Below are 15924 nucleotides of genomic sequence, written 5' to 3' on the forward strand. Positions count from 1 at the left end.
CTGAGCAGCCCTTGTCGCCGAACGTAGCCTGCGGCAAGGGTGAGGAAAACCGGCCCCGCATCCGCTTTTACACCGCCGCAGGCCGCAGCGAGTAGGTCTTCAATTGCTTGGCGAAATCACGCAGCGACTGAATCCCGCTGGCTTCGGCCTCGTGTACCCACTCTTTGATCGCGGCCAGCATGTCGTGGCCGTTGGAGCTGGTCTTGACCCAAATTTGCTGCAACGCCAAACGCTTCTCGTAAATCACTTTCAGCGATTGACTGTGCTCCAGCAGCGTTTCAATGCGCTGGTGGTGACGATCGTCCAGCAAGCTGGTTTCACGCGACAGCAGGCGCTTGGCACGGCGGAACTGGTGACGCACTGAGTGATCGACCTTGGCCAGTTCTTGCTGCACCAGCGGCGCGATCACCAATTTGCGGTACTGCGCCATGATCTGGAAGCGGTTGTTCAGAATTGCCATGGCAGTGTCCATGTCCAGGCTGCCCTTGCCCTCGACTCGATGGGCAATCGGCGCCACGCGCTGAACTTTGGCCAGTCGCAAGAAGCTGAACACTTTGATCCACGCCCAACCGAGGTCGAACTCCCACTTCTTGACCGACAGCTTGGCCGAGTTCGGGTAGGTATGGTGATTGTTGTGCAGCTCTTCGCCGCCAATAAGGATGCCCCACGGCACCAGATTGGTGGCCGCATCGCGGCATTCGAAGTTGCGATAACCCACCGCATGGCCCAAACCGTTCACCACGCCTGCGGCCCACACCGGAATCCACATCATCTGGATGGCCCAGATGGTCAGGCCGATGGCCCCGAACAGCAGCAGGTCGATAGCCAGCATGATTGCCACGCCCAACAGCTTGTAGCGCGAGTAGATGTTTCGTTCAACCCAGTCTTCAGGGCAGTTTTTGCCGTAAATGCGCAAGGTTTCAGGGTTTTGCGCTTCGTCACGGTAAAGCTCTGCACCTTTGCGCAAAACGGTCGATAACCCTTTTATGACCGGGCTGTGCGGGTCATCAACGGTTTCGCATTTAGCGTGGTGTTTGCGGTGGATAGCGGTCCACTCGCGGGTGTTCTGAGCGGTGGTTAGCCACAGCCAGAAGCGGAAGAAGTGTTTCAGGCCACCATTAAGCTCCAGCGAGCGGTGAGCTGAGTAGCGATGCAGATAAACCGTGACACCAATAATGGTCACGTGGGTCATCAACAGAGTGACTGCCACCAGTTGCCAGGCTGACAAGTCGAGAAAACCGTTGTACCACATAGGCTGTTTGGCCCTCGGAAAAATGAAAAAAACTGCAACACGCATTATCACTATGCAGCCAGATAAAACCAGTCGGCCTTTCAGATAACAGTCGCGGGATGTTTCTTACTCTATAATTCCCCTTTTTTTGTAGGCGTTTTAACTTTCTTATGTCGGTTTCTTATCGTGATGCCATGCGTGCAGCCATGCTGTACGGGCTGCTGTCGGTTTTATGGCTCTTGCTGACTGATCATTTATTGAACAGTTATTTCGATGATTCAGCGCAACTGGCACGCTGGCAACTCATAAATAGCTACGTGTGGGTGTTTGTCAGTGCGGCCCTGATTTTCGTTGCGCGGGCGCGTCTGTTCAGTTTTCTGGGCATGGGCGCACGTTTAAAACGCCAGCGCCAAGACCAGGAACGCTTGCGCCAAGCGGCAGTGGTGTTCGATTGCACCCGTGAAGGGGTACTGGTCAGTGACCGCAACGGCGTGATCGTCCACGTTAATCGGGCGTTGGTTAAAATCACCGGCTACACGCCCGAAGAAGTGCTGGGCCAACGCCCTAGCCTATTTAAGTCAGGCCATCATGGGGCGCAATTTTATCAGGCGGTGTTCCAGTCGCTGCAAAAAACCGGCGAATGGCACGGTGAGATCTGGAACCGTCGCAAAAGCGGCGAAATCTATCCGCAGTGGCAGACCATTCGTGCTGTGCGCGACCTCAAAGGCCACGTCAGCCATTACGTGGCCGTGTTTTCGGATATTTCAGCGATCAAGAATTCGCAAACCGAAATGATGCGCCTGGCCCATCAAGACCCCTTGACCGACTTGCCCAACCGTCTGTTATTTACCGACCGTACCGAACAAGCGCTGACCTACGCTCAGCGCCATAAGTCGGGCTGTGCCTTATTAATGATCGATCTCGATCATTTCAAAATCATCAACGACAGCCTGGGCCATAACGTCGGTGATCTGTTGCTCAAAGCGGTGGGTGAGCGACTGCTCAGTGTATTCGGCAAAGGCTTTACGGTTGCCCGCCTGGGGGGTGATGAGTTCGCCGTGCTGATCGAGCACTGTAATCAGGTCGCGCAAGCCGCCGGTTTTGCCCAAAAAGTGCTGGAGGTGATGAAGGGCGCGTTCATCATTGATAGCCACCAGCTTTTCATGAGTGCCAGCGTTGGCATCAGCTTATTTCCTAACGATGCCTTGAATGCCGAGCAATTGTTGCGCAATGCCGACTCGGCCCTGTTTAAAGCCAAAAGCGCCGGGCGCGAAGGCTACGCCTTGTACACCGAAGAGTTGACGGCCCATGCGCAATACCGCATTGAGGTGGCCAGCGATTTGCGCCGTGCGCTGGAGCAGCATGAGCTGCGCGTGTATTTCCAGCCGGTGCATGACTTGACCACCAGCCGCCTGGTCGGCGTTGAGGCGCTGGTGCGCTGGCAACACCCGCAGCGGGGATTGGTGGCGCCGGGAGAGTTTATCCCGATCGCCGAGCGTACCGGGCTGATTGCCGAAATCGACGCCTGGGTGCTGGAGCAAGCGTGCTGGCAAATGTGCCAATGGCAGGCAGCGGGGGTGAATTTGTCATTTGTGGCGGTGAACATTTCCAGTCGCCTGTTTGCACGGCCAGAGTTGTACCAATTGGTCTCGACTGTGTTGGCCGACACGGGACTCGACCCTGCATTGCTGGAGCTGGAAGTGACTGAAAGCGCGGTCATGGACAACTCCGAAGTGGCGCTTGAGCAGATGCACCGTCTGCGTGAGCTGGGCCTGCGACTGGCCATTGATGACTTCGGTACCGGTTTTTCATCGCTGCTGCGGCTCAAGCAATTACCTGTGCAGAAGCTCAAGATCGATCAGGGGTTTGTCGCGGGGCTGCCGGGTGACGATGACGACGTGGCGATTGTGCGTGCGGTGATCGCATTGGCCCAAAGCATGGGCATGCAGGTGCATGCAGAGGGGATTGAGCACGTCGAGCAGGCGCAGTTCCTGCTCGACTACAACTGCGACCTGGGGCAAGGCTACTGGTTTGGCCGCCCGATGCCCGCCCGTGAACTGGACTGGCAGCGGGCGCCAACGATTCGCCCCTGAGCCGTGGCTCAGTTTTTCTCGGGGGGTAACTCAGGGAGTGCGCGCAACGCGGCTTCGTACCACTCGGTATTAAAGGCGCGGTCTTCTTCGAGGATCGCGTCAATCTCCACAGCCAGCACGTGGGCCATCATGTTCAAAATATCTTCACGCTCGTAGCCCACCAGCGTCAGCTTGTTGAACGTGGCTTTGGCCGCTGGCGGGTTATCGGCCTCGATCTGGTTCTCGATGGCTTCGATCAGGGTATTTTCGGCGAACGCTTCTTCGTCGTTATCGATGTCTGTTGGCTCGCTCATGGGCAGGCTCCTTAAGTAAAGACCGGCAGTCTAACTGCATTCAGCACAATGATGCTGCTAGCCAGCATAGCGGTGAAGCTCTATAACAACGGCTGCCAACCCCAACACGGCCTGGAGGCTTTGCAATGCTCAAGCTTTATGGATTCGCGGTCAGTAACTACTACAACATGGTCAAACTGGCGCTGCTGGAAAAAGGCGTGCCGTTTGAAGAAGTGCCCTTTTTCGCCGCGCAAACCCCTGAGGCGCTGACGGTAAGCCCGTGTGCAAAAGTGCCTGCGCTAGAGGTTGAACAGGGTTTCATCAACGAAACCAACGTTATTCTTGAGTACATCGAGCAGACCCAGCCTGGCCCGAAACTGCTGCCCACAGACCCGTTTGAACGTGCTCAAGTGCTGGCGCTGGCCAAAGAAATCGAGTTGTACATCGAGCTTCCCGCTCGCGCGTGCTACGCCGAAGCATTCTTCGGGATGCAAGTGCCCGACGCGATCAAGAGCAAAGCCAAGGCGGAATTGCTACAGGGCATTGCTTCGCTCGGTCGGCAAGGAAAGTTCGCACCGTATGTGGCCGGAGAAACGCTGAGCGTTGCGGATATTTACTTCCTCTACAGCGTCAGTCTCGCTAGCGCCGTAGGGCATAAAGTCTTTGGTATGGACCTGTTGGCGGAGTTGCCAGCGGCCAAAGCCTTGTTGGAGCATTTTGAGAAAAATCCGCATGTGCAGCGTATTGCTGCGGACAGAGAGGCGGCAATGCCGAAGTTTCTGGCCTGGATCAGCAGTAAGAAATAAAGCTCTAGTGTTTATGAACGCCAGCCATCGTGCTGGCGTTTTTTTGAGTGTAGATGTAGGGGATTTCTCTGTGTTTCAGCGATAAATGCACTCATCTGGATGCATCTTGTAATAGCTCGTTTAGTGCGAAAACTGCCACAGGCTTTAGCCTGAATAGTGTTGATGGGGTCACTATTTAAGGACGACGTATGATGCTGAAGCTTTATGGATTTGCAGCGAGTAACTATTTCAACATGGTCAAGCTGGTGTTGCTGGAGAAGGGGATTGCCTACGAGATCGTGCCTTTTCATGGCTGCCAGAACCCCGCCATTCTTGCGGTCAGCCCGCGGGGCAAAGTCCCGGCGCTGGAGACCGAGCACGGGTTTCTCAGTGAGACCGACGCGATTCTTGATTACCTGGAAGAAACCCAAAGCGGGCCGGCGTTATTACCACGCGATCCATTCGCACGTGCTCAGGTACGCGCCATGGCCAAAGAAATCGAGCTTTATATCGAGCTGCCTGCACGGTTGTGTTACGCCGAAGTCATGTTTGGCGGGCGGCCGACCCCCGAGGCGCTCAAGCGCAAGGCGCAAAGGGATTTGATCAAGGGTTTTACAGCGTTGTCGCGGCGCGCAAAATTTTCACCCTACGTGATGGGCGATCAGTTCACCTTGGCGGATGTGTACTTTCTTTACAGCGTGGATTTGGCGGCAGAAGTCGCGAAAAAGCTGTTCGATCTGGACGTGCTGGCGCAGATGCCCAAAGCAGGTGCTCTGCTTGAGTTGCTGGCCAAAAATCCGAATGTGCAGAAAGTGGCCGCAGAGCGGGCGGCGGATATTCCGTTGTTCCTGGAGCGGATTAAAACGGCGGGATAAAAAACGGGCGCTCAACGCACCCGTTTGCGCAGGCTGCGATCTTTTGATCCTAAAAGCTCGCAGCCTGCGACAGCGCCTACCGATTTTTAGCGGCTGGCCAACAGCGCTTTGCCACGCACAACGGCCGCTTTAACCTGAGCCGGTGCCGTACCGCCGATGTGGTCGCGTGCATTCACCGACCCTTCAAGCGTCAATACGGCAAACACATCCTCCTCGATCTGGTCGCTGAACCGGCGCAGTTCCTCAAGGCTCATTTCAGCCAAATCTTTGCCCGTTTCAACGCCATATTTCACCGCGTGCCCCACGATTTCGTGGCAGTCGCGGAACGGCAGGCCACGGCGTACCAGGTAGTCCGCCAAGTCAGTCGCTGTCGAGAACCCGCGCAGGGCCGCTTCACGCATGATCGCGTGTTTGGGCTTGATTGCAGGGATCATGTCGGCAAACGCGCGCAACGAATCGCGCAGGGTGTCGGCAGCATCGAACAGGGGTTCTTTGTCTTCCTGGTTGTCTTTGTTGTAGGCCAGTGGCTGGCCCTTCATCAAAGTCAACAGGCCCATCAGCGCGCCGAACACACGGCCGCTTTTGCCACGTACCAGCTCCGGCACGTCAGGGTTTTTCTTTTGCGGCATGATCGAGCTGCCGGTGCAGAACCGGTCAGGCAGGTCGATGAACTGGAACTGCGCGCTGGTCCACAGCACCAGTTCTTCGGAGAAGCGCGACAAGTGCATCATCGCGATGCTCGCAGCGGCGCAGAATTCGATGGCGAAATCGCGATCCGACACGTTGTCCAGCGAGTTGCCGCCTACCGCGTCGAAGCCCAGCAGTTGCGCGGTAAATTCGCGGTCGATCGGGTAGGTGGTACCTGCCAGCGCGGCGCTGCCCAGCGGCATGCGGTTAGTGCGCTTGCGGCAATCTACCAGGCGCTCGTAATCGCGGCTGAGCATCTCGAACCACGCCAGCATGTGGTGGCCGAACGTGACCGGCTGCGCGGTCTGCAGGTGCGTGAAGCCGGGCATGATGGTGTCGGCTTCACGCTCGGCTTGTTCCAGCAGGCCTTTTTGCAGGCGGGTGATTTCAGCCAGGATGAGGTCGATTTCATCGCGCAGCCACAAGCGAATGTCGGTGGCGACCTGATCGTTACGGCTACGCCCGGTGTGCAGCTTTTTGCCGGTCACGCCGATGCGATCGGTCAAGCGCGCCTCGATGTTCATGTGCACGTCTTCCAGATCGATGCGCCAGTCAAATTGACCGGCTTCGATTTCGCTCTGGATGGTCTTCAGGCCGTCGATGATGCTGTCGCGCTCGGCATCGGTCAGCACGCCGACCTTGGCCAGCATGGTGGCATGAGCCACGGAGCCCATGATGTCGTGACGATAAAGGCGTTGGTCGAACGTGACGGAGGCGGTGAAGCGCGCAACGAAGGCGTCGACGGGTTCACTGAAGCGGCCGCCCCAGGACTGATTGGTCTTGTCGGTGCTCATGGATTCGCTCGTAATCGGCTGAGGGGAGTTACACAAAAAGTTACCGCGAATCATAACAGGGTTGCCATTCGTGGCGTTGACGCAGGTCGGCAGGTTTTTGTCTTAACTGAGGTATAAACAAAATACCGAAACGAAATGTATCGTTTGAATACGTTCGGCTTGGCAACCGTCTACAGTTGGTCGTATGAATAAGTCGTTACAGGTGTTTACATAAACCCCGGCTTATTTGAATTTAAAACGAGCAACAGACACAGGTGAATTTTGCTGTGCGTTTTGCGGCACTTTTTGGCCTTCGCGCTAGTCTTAGCATCGATCGCCGTGACAGCCGTCACTTCACCTGTCTACGCTATCCTTGTGCGAGACTCACGCAGGAATACAGCGCTATATGAATGTCCTGATCGTTGATGACGAAACCCTGGCCCGCGAGCATTTGAGCCATTTGATTGGCTCGCTTGAGGGCTACACGCTGCTGGAGCCTGGCGCCACTCATGGCGAAGAGGCGTTGAGCCTGATCGAAAGCCTGAAACCGGACGTCGTGTTGCTCGACGTGCGCATGCCGGGCCTGGACGGGCTGCAAGTAGCAGCCAAATTGTGCGAGCGCGAACTGCCGCCTTCGGTGGTGTTTTGTATCGCGCCTGACGAATTTCCGGAGCAGGCCCTCAAAGACAGCGGCGTCAGCTACGTGCTCAAACCGGTCAATGCCCAAGACTTGAGCGCGGCCTTGAAAGAGGCGCACCGGCCTAACCGCGTTCAACTGGCTGCACTCACACGCCCCGCCGCCCAGACCGGCAGCGGCCCGCGTAGCCATATCAGTGCGCGCACCCGCAAAGGCATTGAACTGATCCCGATCGATCAGGTGATTTACTTCATTGCCGACCACAAATACGTGACCCTGCGTCACGAGGGCGGGGAAGTGTTGCTCGATGAACCGCTCAAAGCCCTGGAAGACGAATTCGGCGAACGCTTTGTGCGCATTCACCGTAATGCGCTGGTGGCCCGCGAGCGCATCGAGCGCCTGCAACGTACGCCGCTGGGGCACTTCCAGTTGTTCCTCAAAGGGCTTAATGGTGATGCGTTGATTGTCAGCCGTCGCCATGTCGCCGGTGTGCGCAAGATGATGCAACAGCTGTAGCACGCGCCAAAAAGGGCGCGTGCGCCCCGTTTTGGGCCAGGGAGGCCGTGCACTTCTGACACAAGTCAAAGCAGATTTGTCTGAGCTGTTATTATCCGCCGTATCTTTTCAGTACGGATTGATCCATGTCCTCTCGCGAAATCCGCATCGCTACCCGTAAAAGCGCCCTGGCTCTGTGGCAGGCCGAATTCGTCAAAGCCCGTCTGGAGCAGGCCCACCCCGGTCTTGTGGTGACGCTGGTGCCCATGGTCAGCCGTGGCGACAAGCTGCTCGACTCGCCGCTGTCGAAAATCGGCGGCAAGGGGCTGTTCGTCAAAGAGCTGGAAACAGCCTTGCTCGAAAACGAAGCCGACATCGCCGTGCACTCGATGAAAGACGTGCCGATGGACTTCCCTGAAGGCCTGGGCCTGTTTTGCATCTGTGAGCGTGAAGACCCGCGCGATGCCTTTGTCTCCAACACCTATGCCAGCCTCGACGACTTGCCTCTGGGCAGTGTGGTCGGCACCTCCAGCCTGCGTCGTCAGGCTCAATTGCTGACCCGTCGACCAGACCTCGAAATCCGCTTCCTGCGCGGCAACGTCAACACCCGTTTGGCCAAGCTCGACGCAGGCGAATACGACGCCATCATTCTTGCGGCGGCCGGTCTGATTCGCCTTGGCTTTGAAGAGCGCATCACCTCTGCCATCAGCATCGAAGACAGCCTGCCAGCCGGTGGCCAAGGTGCCGTGGGTATTGAGTGCCGCAGTGCAGACGCTCACATCCACGCCTTGCTGGCCCCGTTGCACCACGCCGACACGGCCGTGCGTGTGACAGCCGAGCGTGCGCTTAACAAGCATTTGAACGGCGGCTGCCAAGTCCCGATTGCCTGCTACGCGGTGCTTGAAGGCGAGCAAATCTGGTTGCGCGGCCTGGTCGGCGAGCCAAGCGGCGGGACTTTATTGAGTGCTGATGCGAGGGCGCCGCGTGGTGAGGCCCAAACCCTGGGCGTGCAGGTGGCCGAGGCGTTGCTGGCCCAAGGTGCAGGCGACATCCTGAAAGCCGTTTATGGTGAGGCAGGCCACGCGTGACAGGGTGGCGCGTGTTGCTGACCCGCCCGGCTGAAGAGTCGGCGGCACTGGCGAGTGAGTTGGCATCAGCTGGCGTGTTCAGCAGCAGCTTACCGTTGCTGGCGATCCAGCCATTGGCTGTGACCTGCGCACAACGCGCCGTGATCACGGCCCTGGATCGTTATTGCGCAGTGATCGTCGTCAGTAAACCCGCGGCACGCTTGGGGCTGGCGCTGGTGAGTCAATGCGGGCCTCAAGCCCCTGCACAGAAGTGGTTCAGTGTCGGTGCCGCCACGGCGCAGATTCTCGCCGACTACGGGCTCGATGTTAGCTACCCTCAATGCGGCGATGACAGTGAAGCATTGCTGGCGATGCCGGCATTTACGCAATCGGTAGCGTGTGATCAGCCCAAGGTGTTGATTATGCGCGGGGAGGGTGGCCGCGAGATGTTGGCCGACCGTCTGCGCAGCCTTGGCGCGCAGGTCGACTACCTTGAACTCTATCGGCGTGAGCTACCCTCATACCCGCCGCACACGCTGTGCCAACGCGTGAAAGTGGAACGCCTGAACGCGCTGGTGGTCAGCAGTGGACAAGGGCTCGAACATTTACGCCAATTGGCAGGTGACGCCTGGCCCCACTTGGCAGCGTTAACGTTGTTTGTTCCAAGCCCTCGGGTGGCTGATATGGCGCGTAGCGCCGGGGCCCAACATGTTGTGGATTGTCGTGGCGCGAGCGCCGCGGCTTTGCTGGCGGCGTTACGGGAGTACCCCGTACCTGCTCTTTAATGCAAAGGATGGATACGTGAGCGAAACAATCTTGACCAAAGAACCTGTGCAGCCTGCGCCACAAGTGCCAGATGACAAAACTGCCTCAAAGCCTGAGCGCCGGGGCAATGGTCTGGCGGTTTTTGCCTTGTTGCTGGGTGCTGCCGGTGTAGCGGTGGGCGGTTGGGGGGTGTGGCAGGTTCGTCATTTGCAGACCGACACCGCGCAACAGCTGAGTGAAGTCCAGGCGCTGGGCGCGCAAACGCTGTCGATCAAGCAAGGTGAGCAAAAGCTGCTGACGCGTCTGAATCAATTGCCTTCGGCCAGCGAGCTGGACGATCAGCGCCAGTTGGTGGTGCAGCTACAAGGCGATCAGCAACGTTTGAATCAGCGTCTCGAAACGGTATTAGGCGCAAGCCGCAAAGACTGGCGCCTGGCTGAGGCTGAACATTTGCTGCGTCTGGCCAGCTTGCGCCTGTCCGCACTGCAAGACATCACCAGCGCTCAAGCCTTGGTAGAGGGCGCCGATGCGATTTTGCGCGAGCAAAATGATCCGGGTTCTTTTGCTGCCCGTGAGCAGTTGGCCAAAAGCCTCGCGGCCTTGCGCAGTGTTGAACAACCGGACCGCACCGGGCTGTTCCTGCGCTTGGCGGCGTTGCGCGATCAAGTGGCACAGCTCAATGCTTTGGCACCGGCTTATCAGGATCAGGGCGACTCGCTTTTGGGTTTGACAGCGGACGGCGACGGCGCGAGCCGATGGGCGCAGTGGTGGGATGAAATCTCGCACTACATCCGCATTGATTTCAACGCTGACAAGAACGTGCGCCCTCTGTTGGCAGGTCAAAGCCTGACGCAAGTGAGGCTGGCCTTGAGCCTGGCGCTTGAGCAAGCGCAATGGGCTGCCCTCAATGGCCAGGAGCCGGTGTATACCCAAGCCTTGGCCCAAGCCGAAGAGGTGCTCAAAGGTAATTTCAACCAGGACAACCCGCAAAGCCAGAAACTGCTGCAACAGGTGGTTGAACTTCGTCAGCAGCCGGTCACGGTTAAAACGCCGGACCTGTCTGGCACCTTGAGTGCCGTGCAGGCGTACCTTGAGCGCCGGCATGTCAGTGCCGACGAGCCGGGTCAGGCGGCGGGTAGCCCCGCGCAGGAGGCGCGTCCATGAAACGCTTCTATGTGATTGTATTTTTGTTGATTGCAGCCGCTGCCTGCATCGGCCTGGCAATCGCCGAAGATGCGGGCTACGTGCTGTTGGCTTATAAAAGTTTCCGTTATGAATCCAGTGTATGGGCCACCTTGGCACTGATCGTGGTGCTCTGGCTGCTGATTTGGGGCATCAAACTGTTGGTCGAACTGGTGACGGCCTCGACAGGGCTGGTCAATCCGTGGTCGCGACGTAACCGCAGTCGTCGAGTACAGATCGCCATTGAACAGGGGCAAATGGACCTCGCCGAAGGCCGTTGGGCCAGTGCGCAAAAAAATCTCGCGCGTGCGGCGCAGGCTGAACGCCAACCGTTGCTGTTTTATCTGGGCGCTGCCCGTGCGGCCAATGAACAGGGCCACTACGAGGAGAGCGACAAACTGCTTGAGCGCGCGTTGCAGCGCCAACCTCAAGCCGAACTGGCGATTGCCCTGAGCCATGCGCAATTGCAGGTCGACCGTGCGGACACCGACGGCGCGCTAAACACCCTGCAAGCCATGCACGAGCGTCATCCGCACAACGTGCAGGTGCTGCGTCAGTTACAACGCCTGCACTTGCAACGTGGCGATTGGACCGCGTTGATCCGTTTATTGCCAGAGCTGCGCAAAGACAAAGTATTGCCGGCCAAAGAACTGGCCGAATTGGAGCGCCGTGCCTGGGGCCAAAACCTCAGCCTTGCAGCGCAGCGCGAAACCGAAGGCGAGGCGGCGCTGCAATCATTGCAGCGTGCGTGGCAGCAGCTCACGTCGGCCCAGCGTCAGGAGCCGACATTGGTGCTGGCCTACGCCGAACAGTTGCGCCAACTGGGTGCGCAAGGCGAGGCAGAAGACGTGTTGCGTGGCGCGTTAAAACGCAACTACGACAGCCACCTTGTGCGGCTTTATGGCTTGTTGCGTGGCAACGACCCGGTCAAGCAATTGCAAACCGCTGAAGGCTGGCTCAAAGCGCATCCGGCAGACCCGAGCCTGCTACTGACATTGGGCCGTTTGTGCCTGCAAAACAGTTTGTGGGGCAAAGCGCGTGACTACCTGGAGAGCAGTCTGAAACTTGAACGCAACCCCGAAGCGTGCGCTGAACTGGCCCGGCTGCTGGCTCAACTGGGCGACACTGCGCGCAGCAATCAACTGTTTCAAGAAGGTTTGAATTTGTTGGATGAACGTCTGTTAGCGTTGCCTCTGCCTGCCACGGCAAGTGGTATATAACGGGTTTTGTCCGACTTGCGTGGGTGCGTAAGTCGGGCTTCGAAAGGAAAACTCTTACGGAAACCACTAAAGGTAATTTTCCTACTTGATGTGTCCAATTGTCTTTCGGCTTCTGTCGGTTAATCCTTACAGGCTTAAGGACGCTTCCACCGGGGCCCACCTTGAAAGGGTTAACAGCTTTCCTCTACCGTAACTGCCTGTCTCTTTTGTTACGGAAAAGCCATGTTTTTGGCCTGCTCACGTTTCATTTTTCTCTTAACATTTTTGGCCAGTTTTCTGGTGCTGAGCGCCTCCTTGTATCTGGAGTACGGGTCTGGCCTTGAGCCGTGTTCGTTGTGTTTGGTGCAGCGCTTTTTCTTGACGGCCTTCTGTCTGGTGAACCTGTTCGCCTGTCTCTACGCCTCTCGTCTCAAGAGTGTGTGGGCCTGTGCCACGCTGTCTATGGCGCTGGCCGTGGGTGGCGTCGTGGGTGCGTTGCGTCAAGTGCTGCTACAAAGACTTGAGCCAGAACAACTGATGTTTTGCCAGCCTGACCTGGCGTGCATGTGGGAATACCTGTCGTTTGGCAACTGGTTCCTGGCGCTCTATCGAGGCTCCGAAGCCTGCCTGCGCGTGAGTTGGACGGTTTTTGGGCTGAGCGTGCCCGAGTTAAGCCTGCTGGCTTTTACCGGGATGTGTCTGCTGAGCGGTGCGCAGATTATTCGCCTGACTTTCAGTCGTCCAAAAGGTCCCCCTGCGACGCGAGGTAGCAGGGGGGATTAAACGCTTGTATGAATTTTCTCTCGTGCGTACCTTGAAGCAGTCGGCTGGCGGGCATAATCTGGCCCGCACGCTGTATTGGAAATATGCCGCCCAACATGGTTGCGCTTGCGCACGTTTGGGTTCGCACAGGCCCGGCTAACGCGGGTGGCATGAACCCACAAGGGAAGAGAGATCACCATGCTCGAGAGTTGCAAGAATGCTCAGGAACGTTTTTTTGGCGTCCATAAGCTGATTGATAACTGGCTGCTCAAGCGCCATGAGCTGGTGAAGGCTTACGACGCCGTCCAGTCTGAGATCCATGGTCTTAATCCCAAGCGTGGCCCTCAAAAAGAGTTTTGCGGTGTTCTGATGGACTATATGTCCGCAGGACATTTCGAGATTTATGAACAATTGACCGCCGAAGCGAATGCCTTTGGTGATAAGCACGCGCTGGTGTTAGCCAATCAGATTTACCCTCGAATAGATAAAATCACCGAACGGGCCGTGGACTTCAACGACCGCTGCGATGGCAAGAAACACCGCCCCGATTGTAAAGATCTGGCGCAGGCTTTCATCGAACTGGGTGCTTTGCTGCGCGAACGTTTCTATCTGGAAGACTGCCTGATCGAAGTGTTGCACAACGCACACGAACCTGAAAACGCGCCTCAAGCCCAAGCGATTCAAGCCTGATAAGTATGCGAGGCCTCCACTCCAGGCGCGAGTGATCGGGGCCTTTTACTTTTTGGTATCGAGCAACTCGATTTCAAATACCAGCGGTGTGTAAGGTGCAATCAAATCACCTGCACCGTCGGCGCCATAGGCCTGATCAGACGGGATAACCAGTCGCCATTTTGCACCCACTGGCATCTGCACCAGTGCACTGCGCCATCCTGCGATCACGCTGTCGAGACGAAACCACTGCGCCTGAGTGCTCTGATCAAACACGGTGCCATCAGGCAGGCGTCCCACATAGTTCACTTTCACCCATCCTTGTGCATCAGGCTTTACGCCGCTGCCCGGTGTCAGTTCGGTCAAAATGATGCCGTCTGCCAGTTCGCGTACCTGCGGTTTTTGCTTTTCTCTGGTTAAAAAATCGCGCTCGGCCGAGAGGGCCAATTCACTTTGCGGCTGCGCCGTGGCGGCGTCGATCTGTGCCTGATGCTCAGCCAACACCTGCTCGATACGCTCATCGCTCAGTGCCAGGGCTTTACCTTGGTAGGCGCTGCGCAATCCTTCAATCAGCGCTTTAAGCTCTAAGTCAGGTACTTCTTCGCGCAGGCGCTCACCCAAGCTGGCGCCCAAGCTGTAGGCGAGGTCGTGTGCCGCACCGCTGCTGGTTGGCGGGGCTGCGTGCACCAGTGGTGCAAGGCAAAACACGGTCAGCAAAAGGTATCGCGCCATCGTCACTCTCCAGCCTCAAATGCGGGGGATTATGCCAGCGGTGCCTTTGGCATCGTGTTTTTATTCGCCTCAGGCAACAGGGTTTAATCAGGCATAGAAACGCGCGCGCAGGATAACTAAAACTTGATCCAGCACAAGTTTCTCGACGCCATGCAACCCGCAGCTATCGTTAGTGTCAACATGATCTAGCGGCGGTTCCTACAGAGGTCTAGTATGAGCCGCACTCACTTCAGCCAGGAGGTAAACCATGTCGGCCAAAAAGAAGCCCGTTAATACCCCGTTGCACCTGCTCCAACAGCTCTCAAGCAGCCTGCTTGAGCATTTGGAAAGCGCTTGTTCTCAAGCGTTGGCTGATGCTGAGAAACTGCTCGCCAAGCTTGAAAAGCAGCGCGGCAAAGCTCAGGAGAAACTGCACAAGGCGCGTGCCAAACTGCAAGACGCAGCCAATGCCGGTAAATCCAAGGCTCAGGCCAAGGCCAAGTCTGGCGTTAAAGAGCTTGAGCAACTGCTCGATACGCTGAAAGAACGCCAAACGCAAACCCGCGATTACATCCTGCAACTCAAGCGTGATGCTCAAGAAAGCTTGAAGCTGGCTCAAGGTGTGGGCCGCGTGAAAGAAGCAGTCGCCAAAGCGCTGACAACCCGTGAAGCCAAACCTGCCTCCAGTGCCAAGAAGTCTGCGGCGAAAGCACCTGCCAAAGTAGCAGCCAAGGCACCCGCCAAAGCCCCTGTAAAAGCACCCGCAAAAGCAGCAGCCAAACCTGCGGCCAAACCTGCGGCCAAAGCGCCTGCGCAAAAGCCTGCGACCAAGGCTGTTGCAGCCAAAGCCGCTGCGGCCAAGCCAGCAGCAAAAACCGCAGCAGCCAAACCTGCTGGCGTTAAAGCCCCCGCCAAGGCGCCCGTAAAAGCAGCCGCCAAACCTGCGGTCAAAACCGCTGCGGCCAAACCAGCTGCCAAGCCAGCCGTGGCCAAACCTGCTGTTGCCAAGCCAGCGGCAGCGGCAAAAGCGCCTGCCAAGCCAGCAGCCAAACCTGCGGCCAAACCCGCTGTAAAGCGTGTAGTGAGAAAACCGGTGGCTGCCAAGCCGGCCACTCCTGCGGCCAAGCCTGCCGCCGCCCCGGTTGCAGCGACAGCTTCCACTCCAGCGTCTACGCCAGCTCAGGCGCCTGCAACCACCTCCGCAACGACGCCAAACAGCGCCTCTTAAGCGCGGTTGATTGCGGCGCGCAGCGTTTGCAGCGCGCCGCAATCAGGTTGGCCAGCCAAGCTCGCCATCCTTTGCAGCCAGTCGCAATCCCCTTGCGATTGGTCTGAGGGCCACGACTGCGTCAGCGACTCCAATCGTCGCAGCACTGTTCGCTCAGCCTCCAGTTCCAATGCCTTGATCTGCCCTCGCAATGCACCCAGCGCCTCATCGTGCGCAGACGCTTCGCGCCATTGCGTTCGTAAATGACGCAAAGGTTGTACGACTTCGCGCTGCCATGGCTCGGCACAGTCGCTTAATTGCTTAAGACGAGCGTCATCGCACCTCACGCCGCGTTGCTCAAGCCAGGCCGCGCACAGCAGCAAGCACACGTCCAGGCCTTGGCTTTGCAGGTTCAGGCACGCGCGCTCGACACCGGGTCGGGCGTAGAGGTGTAAACAGGTGTTCCACAGATCAGTGTGCATAGTGCAATTAGCGCCAGTTGAGAGGGAAGCTG

General features: G+C 57.5%; 16 protein-coding genes and 1 pseudogene. 12 read left to right on the forward strand and 5 right to left on the reverse strand.

The window, feature by feature from the left end; translation table 11 throughout:
- Positions 1-67: 67 nt before the first annotated feature.
- Complete coding sequence (gene desA / locus AP059_RS05800) at positions 68-1252, reverse strand: delta-9 fatty acid desaturase DesA (RefSeq protein WP_048364769.1); 1185 nt, start codon at positions 1250-1252, stop codon at positions 68-70.
- Positions 1253-1401: 149 nt separating this feature from the next.
- Here desA and dibA point away from each other — a divergent pair, with 149 nt between their 5' ends.
- Positions 1402-3324: a phosphodiesterase DibA gene (dibA, locus tag AP059_RS05805; protein ID WP_059762221.1), complete on the forward strand. Its 1923-nt coding sequence runs from the start codon at positions 1402-1404 to the stop codon at positions 3322-3324.
- 8 nt (positions 3325-3332) lie between these two features.
- Here dibA and AP059_RS05810 read toward each other — a convergent pair whose 3' ends face one another.
- Positions 3333-3617, reverse strand: a complete 285-nt coding sequence (locus AP059_RS05810; protein WP_059762222.1) for a hypothetical protein — start codon at positions 3615-3617, stop codon at positions 3333-3335.
- Positions 3618-3742: 125 nt separating this feature from the next.
- Between AP059_RS05810 and AP059_RS05815 the strand changes: the two genes are divergently transcribed.
- Entirely contained in the window at positions 3743-4402 is a 660-nt protein-coding gene (locus AP059_RS05815) for a glutathione S-transferase family protein (protein WP_059762223.1), read from the forward strand.
- A gap of 191 nt (positions 4403-4593) precedes the next feature.
- On the forward strand, positions 4594-5256 hold the full coding sequence (locus AP059_RS05820; RefSeq protein ID WP_059762293.1) for a glutathione S-transferase family protein: 663 nt from the start codon (positions 4594-4596) through the stop codon (positions 5254-5256).
- An 86-nt stretch (positions 5257-5342) separates the two neighbouring features.
- Here AP059_RS05820 and argH read toward each other — a convergent pair whose 3' ends face one another.
- Positions 5343-6737, reverse strand: coding sequence for an argininosuccinate lyase (gene argH, locus AP059_RS05825; protein WP_059762224.1), 1395 nt, complete (start codon positions 6735-6737; stop codon positions 5343-5345).
- A gap of 266 nt (positions 6738-7003) precedes the next feature.
- On the opposite strand from argH, the pseudogene AP059_RS22240 reads away from it, so the two are divergent.
- The 8 genes and pseudogenes from AP059_RS22240 to AP059_RS05860 all read left to right on the forward strand — a co-directional run.
- Positions 7004-7126: pseudogene (locus tag AP059_RS22240) on the forward strand (sensor histidine kinase); the annotation flags it as partial.
- Positions 7123-7869 (forward strand): LytR/AlgR family response regulator transcription factor, encoded by a 747-nt coding sequence (locus AP059_RS05830; RefSeq protein WP_059762225.1) that lies wholly within the window; start codon positions 7123-7125, stop codon positions 7867-7869. The pseudogene AP059_RS22240 and the gene AP059_RS05830, both read left to right, overlap by 4 nt.
- Positions 7870-7994: 125 nt before the next feature.
- Positions 7995-8936, forward strand: coding sequence for a hydroxymethylbilane synthase (gene hemC, locus AP059_RS05835; protein WP_059762226.1), 942 nt, complete (start codon positions 7995-7997; stop codon positions 8934-8936).
- Entirely contained in the window at positions 8933-9700 is a 768-nt protein-coding gene (locus AP059_RS05840) for a uroporphyrinogen-III synthase (protein WP_059762227.1), read from the forward strand. The genes hemC and AP059_RS05840 overlap by 4 nt, the downstream gene beginning before the upstream one ends.
- Positions 9701-9716: 16 nt before the next feature.
- Positions 9717-10844, forward strand: a complete 1128-nt coding sequence (locus AP059_RS05845) for a uroporphyrinogen-III C-methyltransferase (RefSeq protein WP_059762228.1) — start codon at positions 9717-9719, stop codon at positions 10842-10844.
- The gene (locus AP059_RS05850; RefSeq protein ID WP_059762229.1) at positions 10841-12082 is read left to right on the forward strand and encodes a heme biosynthesis protein HemY; all 1242 of its coding nucleotides are present in this window, start codon (positions 10841-10843) and stop codon (positions 12080-12082) included. The genes AP059_RS05845 and AP059_RS05850 overlap by 4 nt, the downstream gene beginning before the upstream one ends.
- A 222-nt stretch (positions 12083-12304) precedes the next feature.
- On the forward strand, positions 12305-12844 hold the full coding sequence (locus AP059_RS05855) for a disulfide bond formation protein B (protein ID WP_059762230.1): 540 nt from the start codon (positions 12305-12307) through the stop codon (positions 12842-12844).
- Positions 12845-13021: 177 nt separating this feature from the next.
- A complete protein-coding gene (locus AP059_RS05860; RefSeq protein ID WP_059762231.1) occupies positions 13022-13513 on the forward strand; it encodes an Rsd/AlgQ family anti-sigma factor in 492 nt (163 codons plus the stop codon).
- Positions 13514-13558: 45 nt separating this feature from the next.
- Here the strand turns inward: AP059_RS05860 and AP059_RS05865 are convergent, their stop codons facing one another.
- Positions 13559-14224, reverse strand: coding sequence for an FKBP-type peptidyl-prolyl cis-trans isomerase (locus tag AP059_RS05865; RefSeq protein ID WP_059762232.1), 666 nt, complete (start codon positions 14222-14224; stop codon positions 13559-13561).
- A gap of 247 nt (positions 14225-14471) precedes the next feature.
- Between AP059_RS05865 and AP059_RS05870 the strand changes: the two genes are divergently transcribed.
- A complete protein-coding gene (locus AP059_RS05870) occupies positions 14472-15431 on the forward strand; it encodes an AlgP family protein (RefSeq protein ID WP_059762233.1) in 960 nt (319 codons plus the stop codon).
- Here the strand turns inward: AP059_RS05870 and AP059_RS05875 are convergent.
- On the reverse strand, positions 15428-15892 hold the full coding sequence (locus AP059_RS05875) for a TIGR02444 family protein (RefSeq protein WP_059762234.1): 465 nt from the start codon (positions 15890-15892) through the stop codon (positions 15428-15430). The two genes, AP059_RS05870 and AP059_RS05875, sit on opposite strands and share 4 nt — an antisense overlap.
- Between the last annotated feature and the right edge of the window lie 32 nt (positions 15893-15924).

Origin of the sequence: Pseudomonas sp. TAA207 (genome assembly GCF_001529285.1) — a bacterium.
Taxonomy (GTDB): Bacteria; Pseudomonadota; Gammaproteobacteria; order Pseudomonadales; family Pseudomonadaceae; genus Aquipseudomonas; species Aquipseudomonas weihenstephanensis.

What these genes read in the sequence shown, in the direction of transcription:
- AP059_RS05870 (WP_059762233.1), top strand. Translation starts at nt 14,472, where the DNA reads ATGTCGGCCAAAAAGAAGCCCGTTAATACCCCGTTGCACCTGCTCCAA.
- AP059_RS05860 (WP_059762231.1), top strand. Translation starts at nt 13,022, where the DNA reads ATGCTCGAGAGTTGCAAGAATGCTCAGGAACGTTTTTTTGGCGTCCAT.
- AP059_RS05855 (WP_059762230.1), top strand. Translation starts at nt 12,305, where the DNA reads ATGTTTTTGGCCTGCTCACGTTTCATTTTTCTCTTAACATTTTTGGCC.
- argH (WP_059762224.1), bottom strand. Translation starts at nt 6,737, where the DNA reads ATGAGCACCGACAAGACCAATCAGTCCTGGGGCGGCCGCTTCAGTGAA.
- hemC (WP_059762226.1), top strand. Translation starts at nt 7,995, where the DNA reads ATGTCCTCTCGCGAAATCCGCATCGCTACCCGTAAAAGCGCCCTGGCT.
- desA (WP_048364769.1), bottom strand. Translation starts at nt 1,252, where the DNA reads ATGTGGTACAACGGTTTTCTCGACTTGTCAGCCTGGCAACTGGTGGCA.
- AP059_RS05875 (WP_059762234.1), bottom strand. Translation starts at nt 15,892, where the DNA reads ATGCACACTGATCTGTGGAACACCTGTTTACACCTCTACGCCCGACCC.
- AP059_RS05810 (WP_059762222.1), bottom strand. Translation starts at nt 3,617, where the DNA reads ATGAGCGAGCCAACAGACATCGATAACGACGAAGAAGCGTTCGCCGAA.
- dibA (WP_059762221.1), top strand. Translation starts at nt 1,402, where the DNA reads ATGTCGGTTTCTTATCGTGATGCCATGCGTGCAGCCATGCTGTACGGG.
- AP059_RS05820 (WP_059762293.1), top strand. Translation starts at nt 4,594, where the DNA reads ATGCTGAAGCTTTATGGATTTGCAGCGAGTAACTATTTCAACATGGTC.
- AP059_RS05815 (WP_059762223.1), top strand. Translation starts at nt 3,743, where the DNA reads ATGCTCAAGCTTTATGGATTCGCGGTCAGTAACTACTACAACATGGTC.
- AP059_RS05850 (WP_059762229.1), top strand. Translation starts at nt 10,841, where the DNA reads ATGAAACGCTTCTATGTGATTGTATTTTTGTTGATTGCAGCCGCTGCC.
- AP059_RS05865 (WP_059762232.1), bottom strand. Translation starts at nt 14,224, where the DNA reads ATGGCGCGATACCTTTTGCTGACCGTGTTTTGCCTTGCACCACTGGTG.
- AP059_RS05830 (WP_059762225.1), top strand. Translation starts at nt 7,123, where the DNA reads ATGAATGTCCTGATCGTTGATGACGAAACCCTGGCCCGCGAGCATTTG.